At 72.9% G+C, this 22797-nt stretch carries 19 protein-coding genes; 7 read left to right on the top strand and 12 right to left on the bottom strand.

Translation table 11 applies throughout. The annotated features are described in order from the left end of the window. Positions 1-81: 81 nt before the first annotated feature. Entirely contained in the window at positions 82-912 is an 831-nt protein-coding gene (locus IE318_RS22885; protein WP_189903195.1) for an aldo/keto reductase, read from the bottom strand. A gap of 137 nt (positions 913-1049) precedes the next feature. Here IE318_RS22885 and IE318_RS22880 point away from each other — a divergent pair, with 137 nt between their 5' ends. Then, positions 1050-2129 (top strand): LacI family DNA-binding transcriptional regulator, encoded by a 1080-nt coding sequence (locus IE318_RS22880; RefSeq protein ID WP_189903251.1) that lies wholly within the window; start codon positions 1050-1052, stop codon positions 2127-2129. On the opposite strand, the gene IE318_RS22875 is transcribed toward IE318_RS22880, so the two are convergent. Genes IE318_RS22875 through IE318_RS22860 form a run of 4 tightly spaced genes read right to left on the bottom strand, consistent with a single transcriptional unit; the run spans position 2092 to position 6738 of the window. Beyond that, a complete protein-coding gene (locus IE318_RS22875) occupies positions 2092-3516 on the bottom strand; it encodes a glycoside hydrolase family 32 protein (protein WP_189903193.1) in 1425 nt (474 codons plus the stop codon). The genes IE318_RS22880 and IE318_RS22875 overlap by 38 nt on opposite strands. Then, positions 3513-4367, bottom strand: coding sequence for a carbohydrate ABC transporter permease (locus tag IE318_RS22870; protein ID WP_189903191.1), 855 nt, complete (start codon positions 4365-4367; stop codon positions 3513-3515). The genes IE318_RS22875 and IE318_RS22870 overlap by 4 nt, the downstream gene beginning before the upstream one ends. 14 nt (positions 4368-4381) lie before the next feature. Further along, positions 4382-5332: a carbohydrate ABC transporter permease gene (locus tag IE318_RS22865; protein WP_189903189.1), complete on the bottom strand. Its 951-nt coding sequence runs from the start codon at positions 5330-5332 to the stop codon at positions 4382-4384. Then, a complete protein-coding gene (locus tag IE318_RS22860; RefSeq protein ID WP_189903187.1) occupies positions 5329-6738 on the bottom strand; it encodes an extracellular solute-binding protein in 1410 nt (469 codons plus the stop codon). Before IE318_RS22860 ends, IE318_RS22865 begins: the two co-directional genes overlap by 4 nt. 155 nt (positions 6739-6893) lie before the next feature. Here IE318_RS22860 and IE318_RS22855 point away from each other — a divergent pair, with 155 nt between their 5' ends. Continuing rightward, the gene (locus IE318_RS22855; protein WP_189903184.1) at positions 6894-8507 is read left to right on the top strand and encodes a glycoside hydrolase family 32 protein; all 1614 of its coding nucleotides are present in this window, start codon (positions 6894-6896) and stop codon (positions 8505-8507) included. A gap of 75 nt (positions 8508-8582) precedes the next feature. Then, positions 8583-9575: a TauD/TfdA dioxygenase family protein gene (locus IE318_RS22850; RefSeq protein WP_189903182.1), complete on the top strand. Its 993-nt coding sequence runs from the start codon at positions 8583-8585 to the stop codon at positions 9573-9575. A gap of 15 nt (positions 9576-9590) precedes the next feature. Here the strand turns inward: IE318_RS22850 and IE318_RS22845 are convergent, their stop codons facing one another. Continuing rightward, positions 9591-11093, bottom strand: a complete 1503-nt coding sequence (locus IE318_RS22845; RefSeq protein WP_189903180.1) for a metallophosphoesterase family protein — start codon at positions 11091-11093, stop codon at positions 9591-9593. A 209-nt stretch (positions 11094-11302) separates the two neighbouring features. Further along, positions 11303-11923, bottom strand: a complete 621-nt coding sequence (locus IE318_RS22840; RefSeq protein ID WP_030175341.1) for an L-threonylcarbamoyladenylate synthase — start codon at positions 11921-11923, stop codon at positions 11303-11305. A 611-nt stretch (positions 11924-12534) separates the two neighbouring features. Between IE318_RS22840 and IE318_RS22835 the strand changes: the two genes are divergently transcribed. Further along, positions 12535-14037 (top strand): helix-turn-helix domain-containing protein, encoded by a 1503-nt coding sequence (locus tag IE318_RS22835; RefSeq protein WP_189903178.1) that lies wholly within the window; start codon positions 12535-12537, stop codon positions 14035-14037. A gap of 608 nt (positions 14038-14645) precedes the next feature. Then, a complete protein-coding gene (locus tag IE318_RS22830; RefSeq protein WP_229903697.1) occupies positions 14646-16028 on the top strand; it encodes an MFS transporter in 1383 nt (460 codons plus the stop codon). 58 nt (positions 16029-16086) lie between these two features. Here the strand turns inward: IE318_RS22830 and IE318_RS22825 are convergent, their stop codons facing one another. The 3 genes from IE318_RS22825 to IE318_RS22815 form a co-directional block, all read right to left on the bottom strand. After that, the gene (locus tag IE318_RS22825) at positions 16087-17202 is read right to left on the bottom strand and encodes a PP2C family protein-serine/threonine phosphatase (protein WP_189903174.1); all 1116 of its coding nucleotides are present in this window, start codon (positions 17200-17202) and stop codon (positions 16087-16089) included. 56 nt (positions 17203-17258) lie between these two features. Then, positions 17259-18455 (bottom strand): beta-1,3-glucanase family protein, encoded by a 1197-nt coding sequence (locus IE318_RS22820; RefSeq protein WP_189903172.1) that lies wholly within the window; start codon positions 18453-18455, stop codon positions 17259-17261. Positions 18456-18714: 259 nt separating this feature from the next. Next, positions 18715-19593 (bottom strand): Gfo/Idh/MocA family protein, encoded by an 879-nt coding sequence (locus IE318_RS22815; protein ID WP_189903170.1) that lies wholly within the window; start codon positions 19591-19593, stop codon positions 18715-18717. Positions 19594-19919: 326 nt separating this feature from the next. Between IE318_RS22815 and IE318_RS22810 the strand changes: the two genes are divergently transcribed. Further along, positions 19920-20738 carry an SAM-dependent methyltransferase gene (locus IE318_RS22810; protein ID WP_030175351.1) on the top strand — a complete coding sequence of 273 codons (819 nt, stop codon included), beginning with the start codon at positions 19920-19922 and terminating at the stop codon, positions 20736-20738. 62 nt (positions 20739-20800) lie between these two features. Here IE318_RS22810 and IE318_RS22805 read toward each other — a convergent pair whose 3' ends face one another. Beyond that, on the bottom strand, positions 20801-21721 hold the full coding sequence (locus IE318_RS22805; protein WP_189903168.1) for a helix-turn-helix domain-containing protein: 921 nt from the start codon (positions 21719-21721) through the stop codon (positions 20801-20803). Positions 21722-21841: 120 nt separating this feature from the next. Beyond that, on the bottom strand, positions 21842-22072 hold the full coding sequence (locus IE318_RS22800; protein WP_189903165.1) for a DUF397 domain-containing protein: 231 nt from the start codon (positions 22070-22072) through the stop codon (positions 21842-21844). 209 nt (positions 22073-22281) lie between these two features. Between IE318_RS22800 and IE318_RS22795 the strand changes: the two genes are divergently transcribed. Continuing rightward, on the top strand, positions 22282-22794 hold the full coding sequence (locus IE318_RS22795) for an ATP-binding protein (RefSeq protein ID WP_037868690.1): 513 nt from the start codon (positions 22282-22284) through the stop codon (positions 22792-22794). Positions 22795-22797 lie beyond the last annotated feature (3 nt).

Genomic DNA, 22797 nt, shown 5'->3' with positions numbered 1-22797 from the left:
TGAACCTCCTTCGCGCGCTCCGCGCAGGTCACCGGCCACCCGAGTACCCGGCGCCGCCGGAGCGACGCCGGGCCGCGCCGCTCAGAACTCCTCGTACGTCTCCGGATCCCCGCCCAGGCGCCGCGGGGCCTCGTGGACGAGCGCGGCGAGCTGGTCGGGGGCGAGCTCGAAGCCGAAGAGGTCGAGGTTCTCCCGCTGCCGCCCCGGGTTCGCCGACTTCGGGACGGGAACCGCGCCGAGCTGGGTGTGCCAGCGCAGCACCGCCTGGCCGGGCGTCACACCGAGCGCCTCCGCGACCGCGACGACCGCCGGATCGTCCAGCACCCCCGAACCCCGGCCCAGCGGGCTCCAGCTCTCGGTGAGGATGCCCTTGTCCGCGTGGAAGGCGCGCAGTTCCTCCTGCGGAAGGAGCGGGTGCAGCTCGATCTGGTTCACGGAGGGCAGGACCCCGGTCTCCTTCTCCAGCCGCTCGATGTGCCCGCGGGTGAAGTTGGAGACGCCGATCGAGCGCACCAGGCCGTCCTCACGGAGCCTGATCATGGCCTTCCAGGAGTCCACGTACTTCCCGACGCGGGGGAGCGGCCAGTGGATGAGGTACAGGTCCACGTACTCGAGACCGAGGCGCCGCCGGGACTCCTCGAAGGAGGCGAGGGTCTCCTCGTACCCGTGGTGCCGGCCGGGCAGCTTCGTCGTCACCACGATCTCCTCGCGGGGCGCGTCGCTGCGGGCGATCGCGCGGCCGACACCCGTCTCGTTGCGGTAGTTGGCCGCAGTGTCGACCAGCCGGTAGCCCAGCCCCAGGGCGTCGTGCACGGCCCGCTCGGCCTCGGTGTCGTTCATCGGCCAGGTGCCCAGACCGACCGCGGGGATCCGCGTGCCGTCGTTCAGGGTGTGCGCCGGGATGCTGATCACGTCGGAACCTTCCCGTTGGCGGTGGCGTACGGCCAGTATGGGCGGCCCCTCCCGCCCGGCGCCGCCGGCTCCGTCGCCGATAGGGTGAGGGCGATCGACCGGACGGGCGGGGAACGGGGATGAGGACGGCGGACGGCATGGGCACCAGCGCCGAGGACAGGAACGGCACGGGCGGCGGGCGGGCCGCGTCCCGGCCCACGTCACGGGACGTCGCCCGGCTCGCCGGTGTCTCGCACACCGCCGTCTCCTTCGTGTTCAACGGCCGGGCCGAGGGCAACCTCTCGCCCGCCACCCAGGAGCGCATCCGGCAGGCCGCGGCCCGGCTCGGCTACCGTCCCGACCCCGTGGCGCGCGGCCTGCGCCGCCGCCGTACGGCCGTGATCGGCCTGGTCACCGACGAGATCGCCTCCTCGCCGTTCGCGGGCCGGCTGCTGCGCGGTGCCATGGAGACCGCCTGGGCCGACGACCACCTCGTGCTCACCATCGACTCCGGCGGCGACCCGGCCAAGGAGGACGCGGCCGTCGCGGAGCTCCTCGACCGACGCGTCGACGGCATCATCTACGCGGCCATGTCGCTGCGCCGGGTCCGCGTCCCGGAGGGCCTGCACCGCACCCACTCCGTGCTGGCCAACTGCCTGCCCGAGGACGACTCGTTGCCCGCCGTCGTCCCCGCCGAGCGCGCCGGCGGCCGCAGTGCGGCCCGGCTCCTGCTCGACCAGGGGCACCGCAGGCTGGCGGTGGTCGGCGGGCTCGACGACATCGCGTCGGCGGAGCGGCTGCGCGGCTTCCGGGACGCGCTGCGCGCCGAGGGCATCACCGTGCCCCGCGACCGGGTGGTCCGCACCGGCGGCGAGATCTCCGGCGGGTACGAGGGCGCGATCCGGCTGCTCGCCGGCACCGACCCACGGGAGCGCCCCACCGGCGTCTTCTGCTACAACGACCGGGTCGCGGCGGGCGTCCTGCACGCCGCGACCCGGCTCGGGATCGACGTTCCCGCCGATCTGTCGGTGGTCGGCTACGACGACCAGGAGCACATGGCCGCCTTCCTCACCCCGCCGCTCACCTCGGTCGCCCTGCCGCACCGGGCGATGGGCGAGGCGGCGGCGCGGCTGCTCCTGGACGCCATCGGCACCGGCCGCACCCCGCCGGCCACCACGCGCCGTGTGGCCTGCCCGGTGGTCAGCCGTGCCTCTGTGGGACCAGCTCCCATCCGGTGACTGCGGCCGGCGTGCCCTCGACCACCAGTTCGGCCACGTCGTCCGGCCGCCGGTAGACGCGTTCGGTGACCATGGCCCGGTCCTCGGCGAACAGTTCGACGAGCGAGCCGTCGACGAGAACGCGGACGGTGATCTCGCGCCGCCGCGGCAGACGCACCGCGATCGGGCCGGAGCCCTCGCGGCCCGCGCGGGGACGGGTGCCGCGGTCGAGGGTGACCGCTCCCGCGTCCGGGTCGATGCGGACGGTCAGGTCCGCGCTCCCGTCGGCGGACCGCAGCAGCGTCGCCGTCGTCGGGGCGCGCGCGGTGAGCGTCAGGTCGTACGCCTCCGGGAGCCGGACCGGGCGGTCCGGGCGGTCCGCTGCCGTGACGAACGGCTCGGCGGCGCGCAGCAGGTCCAGCTCCGGCGCGGGGGACACGCGCAGCGAGCCGTCCGGCCGGACGTCGACGACCCGTGGCGCGGTGAGGACCCCGGCCCAGCCGGCCCGCGCCACCTCGTCCTGCCCGCGCGCCTCCCACGACCAGCCCCACATCAGGGCCCGGTCGTCCTCCTGCAGTACGGCGGGAGCGTAGAAGTCACGGCCGTGGTCGAGCCGGCCCGCGGCGCGCGCCTCGAAACGCGGCCCGCCGTCGGAAGACGTAGGCAGCGTCCCCGCCAGGTAGCCGGTGGAGCAGGGGTCCCCGTCCCACAGCGACACGACCAGCACCCAGGTGCCATCGGCGGTGCGCAGCAGCTGCGGGCACTCCCAGCCGACGGCCCGGTCGCCGAAGGCGTCCAGGGCGACCGGGTCGTGGCCGTCCAGGAACACCCCGGCGAAGCGCCACCGGGTCAGGTCGTCGCAGTCGTAGAGCAGGACGGACGGCGTACCGTCGGCGTGTCCGGCGCCGACGAGGGCCCAGCGCCGTCCCGCGTGCCGGAAGACGAACGGGTCGCGGAACATCACCACGTCCAGGTCCTCCGGCGGTCCGGGCACCACGGGTTCGGGCAGCGGCCGCCAGTTCAGGAGCCGTGGGTCGTCCGGGTCGGCGGCCCGGGCCAGGCAGATCGCGCCCACACCGGTGTGATCGTGGTCGATTCCCGTGTAGACGGCCGTCGGTGTGCCTCCGTCGTCGACCACGCACCCCGACCAGCAGCCCGCCTCGTCCGGGCCGCCGGGCGTCGGCGTGAGGGCGAGGGGATGGTGCTCCCAGTGCGCGAGGTCGGGGCTGGAGGCGTGGCCCCAGTGGATGTTCCCGTGCACCGGAGCGTCCGGGTTGTGCTGGTAGAACAGGTGGTAGCGGTCGTGCCAGCGGAACGGCCCGTTGGGGTCGTTGATCCAGTGGGCGGCGGGACGGACCCGGAAGCGCGGGGCGTGCGGACCGGTGGTGGACGGAGCGGCGAGGCTCAACGGTTGACTCCTGCGGAGGTGATGCCCTCGCGGAGAGGGCGCTGGCCGACGACGAAGACGGCGACGGCGGGGATCATCGACAGCACGACACCGGCGAGGACCACGGAGACGGAGCCGGTGCCGAGGTTGCCCTGGAGGGAGACCAGACCCAGCGGCAGCGTGTAGTTCTGGCCGGAGGTCTCCAGGATCAGCGGGCGGAAGAACTCGTTCCAGTGGTAGTTGAAGGCCAGCACGCCGACGATGGCGAGACCGGGCGCGGCCAGCGGGGCGTAGACGGAGCGGAAGACCCGCCAGGGGCCGGCGCCGTCCAGCATGGCCGCCTCGCCGAGGTCCTTGGGCATGCCCAGGAAGTACTGCCGCATCAGGAAGGTGCCGAAGGCGGTCGGGAAGGCCGGGACGATCAGGCCGAGCAGGGTGTCGGTCAGACCCATCGACTTCAGCACCAGGAACACCGGCACGATCGTGACCTGCAACGGCACCATCATGGTGGCCAGCACCAGCCCGAACAGCGGCTTCTTGAAGCGGAACTCCAGCCGGGCGAAGGCGTATCCGGCGAGCCCGGCCGTGACCATCTGGCCGGCCGCGATCAGCGCCGTCACCAGGGTCGAGTTCAGCGCGAGCAGCCACACGTCGAGCTGGTCGAAGACCCCCCGGTAGGCCGCGGCGCTGGGGTGGGTGGGGATGATCCGCGGCGGCAGCTCGAAGGACTGGGCGGGGGTGCGCAGCGAGGTGGAGACGGTCCAGACGACCGGCCCGAGGGTCAGCAGGGCGCACACGGTCAGCCCGGCGATCCGCGCCCACGGCGCGAGGGAGTGCCGGGCACGGCTGAGGGACAGGGTTGCTTGGCTCATGGGACTCACCCGGCTCACTGGTAGTGGACGAAGCGCCGGCTGAGCCGGAACTGCAGGGCGGTGACCGCCATGATCAGTACGAAGAGCAGCACGCCCACCGCGGAGGCCTCGCCGAAGCGGAGCTGCTCGAAGGCCCTCTCGTAGATGACCATCACGACGGTGCGGGTGGCGTCGCCGGGCCCGCCGGCGGTGAGGACGTACGGCTGCTCGAAGACCTGGAGCGCGTTGATGATGCCGACCACGGACGCGACGAGCAGGGTCGGCGACAGCAGCGGCAGGGTGACGGCCAGGTGCTTGCGCAGCCCCGTCGCCCCGTCGAGGGCCGCGGCCTCGTGGATCTCCTTGGGGATGTTGTTCAGACCGCCGACGAACAGCAGGAAGGAGAAGCCGAACTGCTGCCAGACGTAGACGAGGATCACGGTGGCCATCGCCGCGTGCTCCGAGGTCAGCCAGGGCACCGGGGCGACCCCGACCAGACCGAGCAGCCAGTTCACGACCCCGAAGTCCTGGTTGAACAGGTACTTCATCACCACCGAGATGGAGGCGGCGGACAGCACCAGCGGGAAGAAGAACGCCGAGCGGAACACCGAGCGCAGCCAGGTGGGCATCCGCCCGTTGAGGGTGAGGGCGAGGACCAGCGCGATCAGCAGTTGCAGGGCGACCGCGAGCACCATGAACACCAGCGTGTTGCGGAAGGACACCAGCACCGTCGAGTCGCCGAACACCTCACGGTAGTTGGCGCCGCCCGCGAAGGACGGGGAGTCGATCACGTCCCAGTGGAAGAGGCTGAGCACCACCGAGCCGGCGATCGGCACGACCGTGAAGACCACGATGCCGACGACCGTCGGAGCCAGGAACAGCGCGGCCAGCAGCCGGGTGCCCCGGTCACGGGCGGTACGCCGGGCGGCGACGGCGGACGGGGCGGCCGGCCGGGGCCGTACGGCCGGGATCTGGATGTTCGTCATACGTCACGCTCCATGGCCTTCTCCAGGTCGTTCTGCATCCGGCGCAGCGCGGGACGCACCGCGCGCGGGGAGGCGAGAGCCGTTCCGGTGTGCTTGAGCAGCACCTCCGTCACCTCCGCGACCTGGGGCGGGGCCGGTATGGGCCCGGTGTCGGGAAAGCGGTCGAGGGTGTCGTAGAAGACCCGCCAGTGCGCCGGACCGGTCTGCGTGTAGCGGGACTCGGTCAGCATCGAACGCCGGGCCGGGGTCGTCTGGTTGGCCCGGAACAGCCGGGTCAGGGTGTCCCGGCGCACGGCGTACTTGATGAACTCCCAGGCAGCGTCCTGCTTCTTCGAGGTGCGCAGCAGCGCGTAGCCCGCGGCGCCGAACTGGTGGCGCTGGGTGCGCCAGCGCGGGAAGTACTGCACGTCGTAGTCGGCCGGCCGCATCCCCGCCAGGTGCAGTCCGCCCGCCCAGAAGCCGCCGGCCGGCGTGATCCCGACCCGGCCGGTGGAGAACACACCGACGAGGTTGCTGCCGTTGCCCCCCTCGGGGCGGGTGCACAGGTCCTCCTGGACGAGGGAGGCCAGATAGTCGTACGCCTCCTCCACCCGGGCGTCGGTGGCCTGCGGTGTGGTCCACCGGAAGCCGCCGCCCCGGCCCGCGCGCTGGGCGGCGGGGTAGAAGCTGTCCCACAGCCAGCTTCCGCCGGGCGCCTTGGACTCGGCGAGCAGATCGGTGCCGTTGGCGAACAGCCAGGGGACGACACCGCCCCACAGCCGGTTGGTCCAGAAGTACGGGGTGAAGTGCGAGTCGCCCGCACGCTTCATCTGCCGCAGCAGCGCGGTGAAGTCGTCCCGGGTCCAGTCGGCCGGCGGCAACTCGGCCCCCGCCCGCTTCAGCACCTGCTTGTTGAGGTACAAGTCGGCCGCGTTGAACTCGACCGGGAGCTGGTACAGGCTCCCCTCGTACATCATCGACTCCACCAGCGAGGGGTGGACGTCGGCGAAGTACTCGCGCAGTTCGGCCGCGTCCCGCTTCACCCAGTGGTCCAACGGGACCCCGAGGCGCCGGGCGAACAGCTGGACGCCCTCGGTGGCGACGTAGACCAGGTCGGGGGCGGTGCCCGCGGCGATCTGGGTGAGGATCTTGGCGAAGAAGTCCGACCAGTCGACGGCCTGTACGGCGTTGACCCGCACGTCGATGTCGGGGTGCAGGGCGCGGAAGCCCTCGCGCATCGCCCGCACGGCGGCCGGGTCGAAGGCGGAGCCGAGGGTGGCGACGACGAGGGCGCCGTCGTCCCGGCCGGGGATGTCGGCTCCGGTGAGCCGGTCCCAGCTCGCGGCGGTGCCGGCCAGGGCGGCGGCCCCCGCGCCGTAGGCGCCGTACCGGAACAGGGTGCGCCGGGAGAGGTGCGAGTCGCTCATCGGGGATGCCTAACTCGTGTTAGATGTTCGGTGCCCAGATGATGGGAACCCTGCTCGGCCCCTGTCAAGAGGTCATGCGCCCCTTGACCTTTAACGAGTTAGGTCTACAGTCCTCCTGGTCCGTTCGAGCCGTCGCGACGAGAGGAATCTTTGTGATGCGTGGGATGTCCAGGAGGGCACTGTTCGCAGGGTCGGCAGCGGGCGCGGCCGGCGCGCTCCTGCCCGCGGCGCCGTCCACGGCCGCACCGGCGGCAGCCTCGGCACCGATTGCACCGACTGCACCGACTGCACCGGCGGCATCGGCCGCGAAGAAGCCGAAGTCCGAGGGGACCTGCGCGAGTTACCGGGCCGGGTACCACTTCACGGTCCCCGACCAGTGGAAGAACGACCCCCAGCGCCCCGTCTGGATCGACGGCGAGTACCACTACTACTACCTGTACAACGCGGACTACCTCACCGGCGCCGTCGGCACCGCCTGGCGCCTGGCCACCAGCACCGACCTGGTCTCCTTCACCGACCGCGGGATCGCCGTGCCCAAGGACACCACGCCCAACGGGGACGTCTGGTCGGGTTCCGCCGTGGTGGACACGCACGACACCGCCGGTTTCGGCGCAGGCGCGGTGGTCGCCCTGGTCACCATGTCACCCGGCGGCGGCACCGACCACCAGGAGCAGTTCCTGTACTACTCCACCGACGGCGGCCGCACCTTCACCGATCACGGCACCGAACCGGTCCTGCCCAACCCCGGCGTGGCCGACTTCCGCGACCCGAAGGTGATCCGCGACGAGGAACGTGACCGCTGGGTGATGGCCCTCGCGCAGGGCCACACCATCGGCTTCCACCACTCCGCGGACCTGAGGACATGGACGCCCGCCGGGACGTTCACACACGACGGGCTCGGCGTCCTGGAGTGCCCCGACCTGTTCCGCATCACCGCCGGCGACGGCACCGACAAGTGGGTCCTGGGCCTGAGCGCCAACGGCAAACCGGCCGGGCTGCCCAACACCTATGCCTACTGGACGGGTTCCTTCGACGGCGGCTCCTTCACCACCGACACGACCGAACCCCAGTGGCTCGACCACGGCTGGGACTGGTACGCCGCCGTCACCTTCGACAAGCACCGGCCGGACGGCACCCCCGACCCGCGCGCACGGTACGCGTTGGGCTGGCTCAACAACTGGGACTACGCCCACACCGCCCCCACCATCGACTGCGACGGCTTCAACGGCACCGACTCGATCGTCCGCGAGGTCACGCTCGAGCGCGACCCCTCCGGAACGTACTACCTGGCCTCCCGGCCCGTCGCCGCGCTGGACTCCTACGTCTCCCGGACGACCCGCCTGGGCGATCTGACCGTCGACGGCACCCGCGTGCTCGACCACCGGGGCATCTCCTACGAGGTGAGCTGCGAGATCACCTGGGACCGGCTGACCGGAGCGGGCCTGCAACTGCGCCGTTCCCCGGACGGAAACCGCCACATCGACGCCGGAGTCTGGGGCGACTACGCCTTCCTCAACCGCCGCGCCACCGTCAACCCCGACGTCTCCGGTGCCTGCCAGGAGAGCCGCACACCCTTCGACCCGTCCGCGCGCACCGTCAGGCTGCGCGTCCTGGTGGACCGCACCTCGGTGGAGATGTTCGTGGACGACGGCCGCCATGTGCACTCCACGGAGGTGTTCCCGTACCTGGTCGACGACCGGCTGGCCCTGTTCGCCGCGGGCGGTACGGCGGTGTTCCGGAACACGGTGATACGGGAGTTCTCGGTGTAGCGGCGCCCTGTCGCAGCCCGCCGGAAAGCCTGTCACGATTTCTGTGGAACCTGACGGGCGACCATCGGAGCGCAGATGACGGCGACAGGCACGGGCGGAGCGGGCGCGCGGGGCACCGAGGGCGCGGAGGGCACCGAGGGGATCGAGGTGAAGCCGGTCGCCGGGCACATCGGCGCCGAGATCACCGGAGTGGATCTCGCCGCGGACCTCGACGACGCCGTGGTCGCGCGGATCCGGGCGGCGGTGCTGCGCTGGAAGGTGGTGTTCTTCCGCGGGCAGCGGCTGGACCACGCGGCCCATGTGGCGTTCGCCCGCCGTTTCGGCGAGCCCGTGGTGCTGCGCAGGCGGGGCGGTGCGTCACCGCCGGACGTTCCCGAGGTGGAGACGACCGCCGACCGGCTGGAGCTGGGCGGGCGGTTCGGGATGGATCACGAGGAGTGGCTCCAGCGGCGCCGGCACACACTGCTGCGCGGCTGGCACTGCGACCACGGCGCCCGCGTCGACCCGCCCGCCGCGACCATCCTGCGCGCCGAGACCGTCCCGCCCTACGGCGGCGACACCACATGGTCCAACCTGGCGGCCGCCTACGCGGGACTGTCGGCCCCGGTCCGCGCGTTCGTCGACGGGCTGCGCGCCGAACACCGGCTCGGGGTCGGCTACCAGCCGCGGCCCGGCGACGACGCGTACGTCCGTCACCTGCTGGATCGTCAGATCGCCACCGTGCATCCGCTGGTGCGCGTCCACCCGGAGACGGGGGAGCGGGTGCTGTTCGTCAACGGGTACTACGTCGAGCAGATCGAGGGCGTCTCCCGTGCGGAGAGCGCCGCGATCCTTCAGATGCTGCTGGAGCAGGCGGTCCGGCCCGAGTACACCGTCAGGTTCCGGTGGGAGCCGGGCAGTGTGGCCTTCTGGGACAACCGGGCCACCGTCCACCTGGCGCCCGGCGACAACGCCCATCTCGGCTTGCCCCGGATCATGCACCGGGTGATGCTCTCCGGGGAGGTGCCGGTCGGGGTGGACGGAAAGGCCTCCGAGCCGATCACCGGAAGCCAGCCGGGCCGCTGGTGACGGGCCGGTCGCCGCTCAGCGCAGGGGGATGGTCACCTCGTCCTCGACCGGCGGGTCGATCTCCTGGGCGAGGTTGCCGGTCGCGGCGAAGCAGCGCAGCCGGACCGCTTCCGGTGTGACGTCCAGACGCAGGAACGACTTGAAGAACGGCGGGCTGTACGTGGCCGAGCCGGGCGAGAACAGCCGGGTGTAGAGCTTGCGGACCGGCAGGCGGAAGCGGGCCCTGCGGTCCGGGCGCCGGGCGGTGCCCAGCAGGCTCGCGATCAGGCGCACCCGCCGGGTGACCCGTACGGGGTCGCTCTGTGCGCGGGTCAGGGGGATGCCGAGCCGTTCGGCGATGACGGCCATGCCCTCGGCCTCGCTGATCGTGAACAGGCGGGGCATGCGCAGCCGGCGGCCGTAGAGCCTGCTGTAGAAGGCCAGGGAGTCGCCGCGCAGCGGATAACACCGGAAGTCGGACTCCGTGACGTTTCCGATCGACACGCGCGGGATGGTGTGGGTGGCGTGCATGAACGCGCCGCCGCCGCCCGAGACCACGTACTGGACGGTGCGGCCGTCCACGTCCACCGGGTAGCGCTGGTAGTTGTGGATGTCGCCGCCTATCGCCGCCACGTAGTGGTGCTCCGGGGCGCGGACGACGTCGTCGACGGTGCCGCCGCCCTCTATCGCGCAGGGGTGGTGCTCGCCGTCCACGTACAGGGGGGAGCCGGTGACGAGGATCTTCGGGCGGGGCCCCTGGGACACCTCCCGCAGCCAGGCGCCCTGCTCGGCGTCGATGGTGCCGAGCAGGCCGGTGTCGATGCCGACGATCCGCACCGGCCCGGCGTCGATCGCCCAGTACGGGCCCGGCTGGACGGCCTGCTGCCCCGGCGCGGAACGCAGCTTCCGCGCGTCGGCCAGGCGCCGTTCGTCCGCCGGGCGCGGCCGGTGCCACAGCAGCGCACGCCACCAGGCGCGGCTCAGCGGGCGGGGCCTCGGCTCCGGGGCGAGCGGCGGGGCGTCGTCGCAGAAGACCCGCATGAAGGCGCCGAGGTCCTCGTACCAGTCGTGGTTGCCGGGGACGGCGTAGATCGGCGCCGGGTAGTCCCGGTACGGCCGGAAGAACTTCGTGCCGTAGTCGTCCGTGCTGCCGACCGGATAGTTCACGTCGCTGGCGATCACGGCGAACGACGTGCCCTCGGAGGCCTTCAAGAAGCCGGGGACCACGGCGTACTGGGAGTCGTCGCCCTCGCCGGTGTCCCCGACGACCATGAAGGAGAAGCGATCCGCCTCCGTGCGCCGGATCACCTTGTCCGCCGGGGCGCCTGCCGCGGCCCGCTGAGCCACCCAGCGGCTCCGGGTACGGCCCGTGGGGTCCCCGAACCAGGACGCGACCACGCCGTTGCGCGCGGCCCACAGCGTCCGGGGGTTCAGCCAGGACAGCTTCTCGACCCGCGCGGGCATGAGCTCCCGGTAGGTGCCGCGCTCGGCTGCGTTCCAGCCGGCGCCTTCGACGGTATCGCGTGAGGAGTCAGACACGCGGTGCACCGTAACAACGCCGTGGCCGCGCCGAGGAGGGGGGCCCGCGATCAGCGCACCCGCCACCCCGGGTCGAACTCCCCTGGTGACGCGGCCCGCTGACATCACGTGACCTTCAGCAGGGGCCGAGCGAGGGGCCGCCGCACACCACTCGGTGCGGTGCCGCGCCGGCCCCGTGGCCGTGGCCCTACTCGAACCGTGAGGTGTCGCTACTCGAACCGTGAGGTGTCGCCCGCGCCGCGCCGGACGATCTCGGCCTCACCCCCGGAGAAGTCGATGACCGTGGTCGGCTCGGTGCCGCAGTCGCCCGAGTCGACCACCGCGTCCAGCACATGGTCGAGCCGGTCCTTGATCTCCCAGCCCTGGGTCATCGGCTCGTCCTCGTCGGGCAGCAGCAGCGTGCTGGACAGCAACGGCTCGCCGAGCTCCGCGAGCAGCGCCTGCGCGACGACATGGTCGGGGATGCGCACCCCGACCGTCTTCTTCTTCGGGTGCTGCAGCATGCGCGGCACCTCACGCGTGGCGGGCAGGATGAAGGTGTAACTGCCGGGTGTGGAGGCCTTGATCGCACGGAACACGTCGTTGTCGATGCGTACGAACTGGCCGAGCTGGGCGAAGTCCTGGCACACCAGCGTGAAGTGGTGCCGGTCGTCCAGCTGTCGGATCGCGCGGATCCGGTCGATGCCGTCGCGGCTGCCCAGCCGGCAGCCCAGGGCGTAACAGGAGTCGGTCGGATACGCGATCAACGCCCCTTCGCGCACGCCGTCGGCGACCTGGCGGATTGCGCGTGGCTGGGGGTTGTCCGGGTGCACGTCGAAGTACTTCGCCATTCGCCGAGCTTATGCCGTGCACCCGGCGGGCGCCGTGCAGTCCGCTGTCCGGCCGTCAGCGCGCCGCGCCCGCCCCGGACTGCCCCCGCCCCGGACTGCCCCCGCCCCGGACTGCCCCCGCCCCGGACTGCCCCCGCCCCGGACTGCCCCCGCCCCGGACTGCCCCCGCCCCGGACTGCCCCCGCCCCGGACCTGCCCCCGCGCCTGCACCGCCTGCCCCGAGGCCCGTGGCCGCGCACCGGGCTCGGTGACACGTGTGACAGGCCCAGTGACATGGGCGACCCGCCTGATGACACGTGCCACCCGTCCGACCGATGCGCGACACGCCGAAACGTCGTCAACTTCGCGTGCTTACACGGCCCGTACCGGGGAACCAGAGCTGTGTACCGCTCGGAGGCGGCCCCCCGGCCCCGGGCGTGCGGCTTCGCCGGCCGCTCACCTCCCCCCGTGCAGCGCCGGCGAAGCCCCCTTCCCTCCTCCCGCGCTCCCCGCTGTCCCGAGGCATGCGTCACAGCGCTCGGCCCGGGCGGTCGGCGAAGGCCGCTGGTAACGTCCCAGACCGAGAACGCCGAGGTCAGCGCGGCGCACGACGAGAGGGGGCAGGGGCCGACATGGCCGGCCAGGAGGACGGTGCCGTCACGGCAGGCGGGCGGGAGAGCCGCCGTACGACATGGGCCGAGGAGCTTCTCGGCCAGCTGCGGCCGGCCGGGCGCGACGTGGGCAAGGTCGTGGCCTGGCTCGCCGAGGCCGTGCACGGCACGGCCTGCCTCCTGGACGGCGGCGGCGCACTGCTCGCCGGCCGGCCCCTGCCGCCGGCCGAGGAACTGGTCGCGGACGTCGTCTCCGGCCGGTTCGCCTCCGCCGCGCTGGAGGACGAGCGGCGCCACCTGCGCGTGGTGCGCGTGGGGGGCCAGCACTCGCCTCCGGCCGGTGTGCTGGCCGTCTCCCGTGCCGCACCCTTCGACCGGGAGGCCGCCGACGTGCTCAGCCACACGGCGGGAGTGGTCGAGCTGCTGCTGCGCGCCCGCGAGAGCGGCGAGGCCGGACGCCGGCTCCAGGAGGCGACGTCCGCGCTGCGGCTGGCGGTCCTGCAACTGCTGATGGTGGAGGACACCGTCTCGGCCCGCCGGGTGTCCGCCGGCCCGTGGCCCGGTCTCCTCGACACCGACACCGCGCACGTCTACGTCCTGGAGACGCACCGCGAGGAGCGCGAGCGGCTCACCGCCGACTGCCTGGACGCCACCGGCGGGCAGGCCCTGGTCGTACGCTGCCCGGCGGTGGACGGCCATGTGATCGTGGTCGCCCCCGCCGAGACCACCGGCCCGGCCCTGCGCTCGCTGGTCGGCGGGCGCCCGCGCACCTTCCTCGGCGGCAGCGCCCGGCACAGTCTCGCCCGGACCGCGACGGCGTACGGGCAGGCGGTGAGCGCCCTCGCCCTGGCCCGGTTCCGCCCGGACGGCACGGCCGTGTACGCCGAGCGCACCCACCCCGAGCGCCTGATGGACCCCGGGGCGCTGCGCGCCTGGTCGGACCGGCTGCTGCGGCCGCTGGACGCCCTGCCCCACCACACCCGGGCCGAGCTGGTCGCCACCGTGCGGCTGGGGCTGGAGTTCACCGCGGTGAGCGCCGCGCGGATCCTCGGTGTGAGCCGCAACACCGTCCGCGCCCGGATGGAGCGGTTGGAGCGGCTGCTCGGCACCGACCTCTCCCCGCTGACCGTCCGCGCCGCCGTCCACCTGGCCCTGAACACCCAGGCGGGCCTCCACGACGAGACCGCCGCCACCCCCGCACCGCGGGACCGAGCCGTACGCCTCGGTGATCTGCTGTCCGGGCCGGCGCTGCGCACCTGGGCGCACGAGCTCCTCGGGCGGCTGACGGCGGACACACGTGACCTGCGCGGCACCCTGCGCGCCTGGATCGCCGCCGGCGGCAACGCCGAGCGCGCCGCACGGCTGCTCGGTGTCCACGCGCAGACGGTGCGGGAGCACGTCCGCGGCGTCGAGCCCGTTCTGGAACGACGGCTCCTCGACACCGGCAGCGACCTGTACGAGGTCGTCCTGGCCCATCTCGTGGTGGGCGACCTGGAACCGCCCGCCCTCGACGGGCCCGTATGAGGACCACGAAGGCGCCGGTGTGCACGAACGAGGGCATAGCGGACTCAGTTGTGCACGGGTGAGCCCTCCGGCCGGCCGAGAGGGCACTGGCGCGATGTCGACGGCTGCGGAGAGCGACGTAGGTTCGACACACCGCGGAGGCGGGACCGGAGCGGGGGACCGGTCCGGCCTCCTCCGGAGAGAGGGACAGAGGCGCATCTCACAGCGGAGCCCTGTCTCGTCCGGCGGTGTGTTCCAGGTCTCTGTCCGCGGCGCGGCCTGTGAGGAACACCACCACAACGCGAACTCACTTGTGCCGGCAGCCAGTTGGGGCACGTGTCGGCCGCCGGGAAGCGGTGTGATCGTCGACTGTCCCCTGCCTTGGGCGAAGATGGGCAGCCGCTGTGCCGGGCCACGTCTCACCGTCGAGCCGCCCCTGGCGGCACAGCACGGCAAGCCGTCCGGTCTCCGACAGAGAACGACTTTCTGTGGCTTCTTCCACCACTGCTCCTTCCCCCCAGCCCTCGGCCGCGCCGCGCCGCGTGCTCCTGCCCTCTCTCCGCCGCCCGGACCGCCGGGCGACGGCCGGCGAGGACCGCGCCCCGTGGCGGTCGCTGCGCCACCGCAGCATGCGCTGGTGGTCGGCCGCCAACCTGGTGTCCAACGCCGGCACCTGGATGCAGCTGACCGCGCAGAACCTGCTGGTGCTCCACCTCACGGGCTCCGCGGCGGCGACCGGCCTGTCGCTGTCCGCACAGGCCGCGCCCGGGCTGCTGCTCGGACTCCTCGGCGGCGCCGCCGTCGACGCCTGGCCGCGCCGGCTCACCGCCTCGGTGAGCCAGGCCCTGCTCGCCCTGGTCGGCTTCCTCACCGCCGGGCTGGTCGTCACCGACCACCTGACGGTGCCGATCCTGATGGTGCTCGCCGCCGTCACCGGACTGATCGCCACCGTCGACGCGCCCGCCTGCGCCCTGCTCGGCAACGATCTCGTGCCCGCCGAGGACGTGCCCTCCTCGATCGCCCTGGGCTCGGTGGTGAGCGGGGCCGGCCGCGTGGGCGGAACCGCGCTGGCCGGCGTGGTGGTCGGCCTGTGGGGACCCGGAGCGGCGTACGCCGCCAACGGAGTGTCCTTCCTGGCCGTCGCCGCGGTGATCCCCTTCCTGCGACCGCACCCGGAGGCAGGGCAGGCGCCGGCCGCGGCGCCCCGGCAACGGAAGCGGACGGCCGACGGGTCCCGGCAGGACGGGGCCGCCGCATCGCCCGCGCGGCGGGGCACCGGAGCGCGCGAGGGCCTCGGCTTCTTCCTGCGCCGCCCGCGGCTCGTGGCCCTGGCCGGCATCACCGCGCTCAGCAGCGTCTTCGGCCGGAACTACGGCCTGACCCTGGCCGTGCTGGTCACCGGACCGCTCGGCGGCGCCGCCGGGGCCTTCGGCACGGTCTCCAGCGTGCTGGCCGTGGGCGGTGTGGCGGGCGCGGTGCTCGCCGGACGCCTGCGCAGCCCCTCCGTACGCCTGGTGGGCGCCCTCGCCGCGGCCGGAGCCGTGCTCCAGATCGCCGCCGGTCTGTCCCCCACCCTGTGGGTCCTGCTGCTGCTCGTCGCCCCGATGGCCGTGGTGGAGTCCGTCTCGGACACCGCCGGCACGACGGTCCTGCAGACCGACCCGCCGGCGCACATGCGCGGCCGGGTCCTCGGCGTGTGGCGCACCGCGAGCACCGGGTGGAGCCTCGTCGGCCCACCGCTGCTGGGTGTGCTGATGCAGACCGCGGGGGCGAGGGGCGCACTGGTGATCGGCGGCGTCCTCATCGCCGGCGCCATCGGCACCGGTGCCGTCCTGCGCGACCGCCGCGCACGCCGCGCCCCCGCGGAGCGTGCGGCCGGCGTGCTGCCGGTCACGATCGGCGGCACCGTACCGGCCGCGCCGCGCCCGGTGCCGTCTCGGCCCGTCGCCGCCGACTGCACCGCTCCCGGACACGGCGAGCTCTGCGCCGCGGGCTGTGCCGCTGCCGCCTGAGCCGGCGCCGTCGCCGTCGACCGAACCAGCTCCGTCCCCGCCGCCCTAACCAGCCCCGTCAGGGAGCGTCCCGCGGGCAGGGGGTCAGGACGAGCATCGTCACGTCGTCGCGGAGCGTGCCGCTGTGCGCCAGGAGATCGGCCAGCACATGACCGGCGAGAACGGCCGGGTCCCGGTCGGCGAGGCCGGGCAGGCGGTCCAGCAGGGGGTAGAACGCGCCGTGGGCGTCCCTGGCCTCGGTGACCCCGTCCGAGGCCAGGAACAACATGTCACCCGGCCGCAGCGGCAGGACCTGCCCGTCCTGGTGCGGCACCCCGTCGGACAGGCCCAGGCCCAGGGGTGTCCACGGCACGAGCTCGATCTCCGTGGCCTTCCCGTCCCGGAGCAGGACCGGGGGAGGGTGGCCGCACGTCACCATCCGCACGGACCGCGCGTCGCCGGAGAACTCCAGCAGTACGGCGGTCGCGAACAGCTCCGCGTTCCGCACCTCCGCCGAGTCCACCATGAGCCGGCGGTCCAGGGCGGCGGCGACCGCCGTGAGGTCCGGCCGGTCGAGCACCGCCTCCCGGAAGCTCCCCAGCAGCGCGGCGACCGTGGACACCGCCGCCAGGCCGTGTCCCTGCACATCGCCCATGACCGCCCGTACGCCGCTCGCGGGGCCCCGGCGCACGTCGAAGAAGTCCCCGCCGACCAGCGTCCCGAGCTGCGCGGCCCGGTACAGGCCCGCGCAGCGCACCGTGCCCACCCGCTCGGGCAGCGGCGGGACCACGGCCCGCTGCGCGGCCTCGGCGACCATGCGCTCCAGGTTCAGCTGCGCGTCCCGGCGGCTGCGCACATAGGAGAGGAACACGCTCAGCACGGCGACGAAACAGATCGTCTCCAGGTCGGTGTTGCCCGGGTGGTCCAGCCCGAACACCGGCACGGTGAGCAGGGCCACCACCACGCAGCCCATCACCGCGGTCGCCAGCGGACCGTACGACATCACGGCCAGCGGCGGGATCGCACCCAGCAGGAAGCCGACGTCGATCGGGTTCGGGCTCGCCAGCGTGACCGAGCCCACGACGACGATCAGCGCGAGCGGTAGCACCCGCACCCAGCGAGGCGGCGGCGCGCCCCGCAGCCAGCCTCGCCGGTGCGGATCCCGGCGCGCCGCCGGAACAGGCACCTTCACCACACCACCACGCTGCTACGCCCCCACCCCGGCCGCACGTCGAGACCCCCCGGTGGAATCTAGAAGGGGGTAAGGGTCAGGCGGATGTTCGAAGGGGCCGTGTCCTGGATGTAGGAGGCGAAGTCCGCCACGTCGTCGAAGGCGAAGCCGTAGGCCCGGCCGTCCCCGGTGGCCGCGTGCATGGCGGCGGCGTAGTGGTTGGTGACGGCGGTGCGGTAGAAGGAGGAGGCGTCGGTCACCGGCTGGGCTGCGGAGGCCAGCAGCGTGGAACGGTTGAAACCGGCACCGACCACCGCGGCGACGGGACCGGTCGTCCCGTCGTTGGGCGCGGCGAGCGCGCCGTCGCAGAACAGCACGTCCCGGGTGGTCGGCTGGTCGAAGGAGACGGTGGCCGGCCCCGCGAGGACGAGCTTCCCGCCGCGCACCCGGCCGGTGAACGTGCCCGCGGCCGTGGCGACCGTGAGGTCCTTGCCCGTGTACGTGCTCCAGACCTCGTCGATGTACGGGGCGAAGTAGTCCTTGGCGAACAGTCCGGCGTCCAGTCCGTGGCCCGGGGCGATCACCCGGGTGTCGTCCACGACCAGCTTCCCGAACCCCTCGGCCTGCCGCACGGCGGCGAACGCCGCCGCCCGTCCGCCGTCGCGCAGGGTGCCGGTCGTCTGGTCCCGGGCGCCGGTCAGGCGGATGCTCAGCGGCACGCTGAACATGTCGACCATGGTCGTGTTGCAGAACATGCCCGAGGCGTTGTACGTGAACTCGGCGCAGTCGTGCAGCACCGGATAGTTGGGGTCGGAGGACACCCAGCCCGCCGGGTACTGCAGGGCGGGGTTGCCGGCCCCGTCGGTGACGGCCCGCAGCTTGAGCTTCTGCCCGAGGGACACGTAGATCCGGCCGGACATCCGCGGCAGGGACAGCCGGGTCTCGCCGCTGCCGGCCAGCGGTATCGCGTAGTCGGTGAAGCCGTCCGCGCCGTTGTCCGAGACGGCGATCGGCGCGAGCGTGCCCTCGGGCGTGACCCTGACCTGCCGGCCGTCCTGGTTGCCCACGATGTACACGTGGACGGAGGCATTGCCGAAGGAACCGGTGTTGTTGACGATCGTCAGCGGCAGCGTGTCCGCGGCCGCCGCGGTCTGCGACGGCGTCCCCGCCAGGGCGTGCGGGGCGATCACGGCGGCGGCGGGCGCGGCCACCGCCACGCCGCCGAGAGCGGCGAGGAACTTCCTGCGGCCGAGGGTGCGCTGGTGGCGAGGGGCCATGTGGGGGTGCCTCCTTGGAGCGACACGTGCATGGGGGGAGCGACGGCGGCAGGCGGTGAGAGCGCTCTCACCGCCGTCGGGGTCCCCGATGCTACGCAGCACCGCGGAACGCGCAACCGCCGCGGCGCCGACCCAAGGTCCTTGAATCCGCGCCTACTTGGGTAACGCGGTCGGCGGCGGTCGGCGCTTAATCCGCGCTTAAGAGCCCCTTAATCCTGTGCGGGCGCCCGCCCGCCCGCTCGGCCTTCCGCACCAGCCTTCAGCGCGCCAGCAGTGACTCCGCCGCCGCGAGGATCTCCGTGACCCGCAGGCCGAACGCGGCGTCGCACGGATGCGGGCGCCCGGTGCGCGCGGCGGTGAGCAGCGCGTCGGCCGCCCGGGCGAAGGAGGCGACCGCCTCCTCGGAGCTCTCGGGAAGGGTGGTCACCCCGGCCGTGCCGCGCAGTTCCACGGCGGCCCCTGCCGCCGCCGGCGGAGCGGTGAGGCTCAGGGTCAGGGTGCTCGAGGCGCCGCCGGCGTGATCGAGGACCACGTGCACGGTGTCCCCGGGCCCGTGCGCGGCGGCCGCAACCCGGCGTACGTCGCCCAGCACCGGCAGCAGCACCGACAACGCGTGCGGGCCCACGTCCCACAGCGCGCCCTTCTCCTGCCGCCACGGCGAGTCGGCGAACGGGCTGTCACCGGTGAACACCGCGCCCAGCCACTCGGCCCGCGCCGTGAACCAGCCCTCCTGCCCGGCCTGCGACGCGATCCAGGACTCCGGCCCGGTCTGGAACCGCGTGGTGAAGAAGACCACCGAGGCGACCTGGGCCTCCCGGGCCGCCTCGACCACGGCGCGGCCCTGGGACACCGTCGCGGCCAGGGGCTTGTCCAGCAGCAGATGGCACCCGGCGCGTGCGGCACGCACCGCCAGATCGGCCTGCACGTCCGGCGGGAGCGCGACCGCGACCGCGTCCACCTCGGCCAGCAGGGCGTCCACGTCGTCGTAGGCGCGGGTGCCGTGGCGTCCGGCCAGCTCCTTGGCGGCGTCCGCCCGTCGTCCCCACACGCCGACGAACTCCAGTTCGTCGTGCCCGCTCAGGGCGGGAGCGTGGACCATCCGGGCCCAGGGGCCGGTGCCGAGCAGTCCTATGCGCATGCCGCTGCCTCTCCGTGGTGTCGAACGAGGGGGACGGAACCGGGTCCGTCCCCCTCCTGTCCTGTCGTGACCGAGCGTGTCACAGCGGTCGGGACGTCGGACGGGCCGTGCGCCGTTTGCCGCAAGTCCGTTCGAAAACAAGCCTGTTGAGGGCGTCGTCGAGTGCCTTTCGAAGTGAAGACTTCGTGACGATCGGGCAGTTCGGGCGGATGTTCCGTGCTGTCGTTCGTTCGTGGACTGGTTCGGCCGAACACGGCTTCCCTACGATGTACTCTCTGTCAGACCGGCCCAGTTGGCGCGGTGGATTCGGCGAATCTGGGGGATCGATGCCTACGGAGAACCAGCTGTCCACGAAGATCGACGAGAACGTGCCGACCGCCGCGCGCATGTACGACCACTACCTCGGCGGCAAGGACAACTACGCGGCGGACCGCGCCGCGTGCGAGGAACTCGACAAGGTCGTCCCCAGCACGCGCCGGCTCGCCCTGAACAACCGCCGCTTCCTGCAGCGGGCCGTCAGGGTGATCGCCGAGGAGTACGGCATCCGGCAGTTCCTCGACCACGGCTCCGGCCTGCCCACCCAGGACAACGTCCACCAGGTCGCCCAGCGGGTCTCGTCCGACACGCGCGTGGTGTACGTGGACAACGACCCGATGGTGCTGGTCCACGGTCGCGCCCTGCTGCAGCAGGACGAGCGCACCGCGGTCATCCACGCCGACATGCGCCGCACCGACGAGATCCTCGCGCACCCGGACACCAAGCGGCTGATCGACTTCTCCGAGCCGGTCGCCGTGCTGTTCAACTCGGTGTTCCACTGCATCCCGGACAGCGACACCGACGGCCCGCTCGCGGTGGTCGAGCGCGTGCGCTCACACCTCGCGCCCGGCAGCATCATGCTCATGTGTCAACTGGTGAGCGAGGACCCCGAGGTCCGCGAGTTCGTCACCAACTTCATGGACCAGGCCACGCAGGGTCACTGGGGCCGGGTGCGCGAGCAGAAGGACGTGTACGAGTGGTTCGACGGCCTGGAGATCCTCGAACCGGGGCTGGTGGAGGTGTCCACTTGGCGGCCGGACACCGAGGTGGCGCCCCGTCAGCTCACCCATGAGTGGGTGGAGTTCGGTGGTCTGGGACTGCTCCGCTAGGAACCCCGCCGGGGTCGGCGCACGGCGCGGTGGTGGTGCGATCGACGGGGTGCCGGTGCCGGTCAGGGCGCCGCGTAGCGGTCCTTCATCGTCTTGCGCAGCAACGCCAGGGACTCCAGGGGCGTCAGTGCCTCGTCGGCCAGCCGGTCGAGCGCGATCCGGTACTCCTCCGTCTCGTCGCGGTCCTCGAGGAAGTTGGCGCTGCGGATGTGCTCGAGGTAGACGACGTCGGGCAGGTCGAGCCCGCCGAAGCGGAGATAGGTGATCGGGACGTTGGGCGCGGACGCGTTCGTCACGTCCAACGGCACGACCTGCAGCGTCACATTGGGGCGCTGGGCCATCTCGACGAGGCGGGTGAGCTGGTCGCGCATGACGACCCGGCTGCCCAGCACGCGCAGCAGCACCGACTCGTCGATGATCGCCCACAGCTGGGGTGCGTCCTGGCGGGTGACCAACTCCGCGCGGCGGGTGCGCAGTTCCACGCGCCGCTGCACCTCGCCGGCGGACGCGGTCGGCAGCCCGCGTTCCACCACGGCCCGGGTGTACGCCGGGGTCTGCAGCAGACCGGGGACGTACTGGATCTCGAAGGTGCGGATCGCGGCGGCCGCCTCCTGGAGCCCGACCAGCCGGTCGAACCACTCGGGCATCAGCCGCTTGTCGTAGCGCTGCCACCAGCCGGGCTCGCCCGCGCGCCGCAGCAGCTTCAGCAGGACGGAGGACTCGTAGTCGTCGGTGTCGTACAACCGCAGTAGGGCGCGGACGTCGGCCTCCGCCGGAGGACGGCGTCCCTTGCCGGACTCGATGCGGGAGAGCTTGGCGGCACTGAATCCCAGTTCGCGTGCCGCCTGCTCCTGCGACAGACCGGCGTCCTCGCGGAAACCCGCCAGCTGGACACCGACCAGCATCTTCAAAAGCGTCGGGGCCGGCTCTGACCGGTCCAGATACGGTTCGAGGCGGGAGAGGCGATGCGGCTCGGCTGACATCCTGACTCCCCAGTGGACCGGCAGACTTGAGGTTTACACTATCGCACCGCCCCGCTGCGGAGCGCATCCGTCAGCGCAAGTCGTTACACCCCTTCCGCTTCACCGCGTAAGGGGCGCAGCTCACAGCAAGTGGTCGAACTCGCCCTCCTTCGCGCCCGCCAGGAACGCGGCCACCTCCGCGGGGGTGTAGACCAGGGCGGGGCCGTCGGGGTCGCGGGAGTTGCGCACCGCGATGTCCCCGCCGACGAGGGCGGCGACCTCCACGCAGTTGCCCTCGGCGTTGCTGTGCCTGCTCTTGATCCATCGGGTGTCCAGGGAACTGGCCCGCACTCCGTTGCGCACTGGTGGCACCGCATTCTCCTTGCTGTTCACGTTCCGCCGTGAGGCGTGCCCGGCCCGCTGCCGGGGCCGGCCGCGTCCCACCGGACTCTTCCCGTCGCCGAGCATTTTCACGAGAAATTTCGCGTGCAATTGCACGCGGACGCCGTCAGCGTGGATAATAGCCGTGGCGTCAACCCCTCGGTCGGCGCCACACGGTGACGTCGCATCAGGGAGATGCCGTGCCTTCACCCGCGAGCCCGCAGCTCGGAACGCCCGGCGCGCCGACCATGGCAGCACCGGGGACCATGTCCGGCCGGGCGCCGGACATGGTCCCCGGCGCGCTCGCGGCCGCGGCGCTGCGCATCGAGTGCGGCCGGGAGGGCTTCGCCCGCGCCCGCGCCTTCACGCGCCGGACGCTGTCCGGCTGGTCGCTCGACCACTGCGGTGACGATGCCGCCGTCGTCGTCACCGAGCTCGCGGCCAACGCCGCGACGCACGCGGTGCCGTTCGCCCCTGAGGGGCGCACGGACGTCTGGCTCGGGCTCGCCCTCGACGGCGCTCATCTGGTGCTCACCGTCTCCGACCCCTGTGGCAGTCGCCCCGTGCCCACCCGCCCGGCCGGCCCCGGCCTGGCGGAGCACGGCCGGGGACTGGGCATCGTCGAGGCCCTGGCGGAGGAGTGGGGCTGGACCCCGAGACCGCCGCAGGGCAAGACCGTCTGGGCCAGGCTGCCGACCAGCCCGCCCCACTGACCC

This window comes from Streptomyces spiralis (assembly GCF_014654675.1).
In the GTDB taxonomy this organism is placed as follows: Bacteria; Actinomycetota; Actinomycetes; order Streptomycetales; family Streptomycetaceae; genus Streptomyces; species Streptomyces spiralis.
This window is presented reverse-complemented; position numbering and strand designations above follow the sequence as displayed.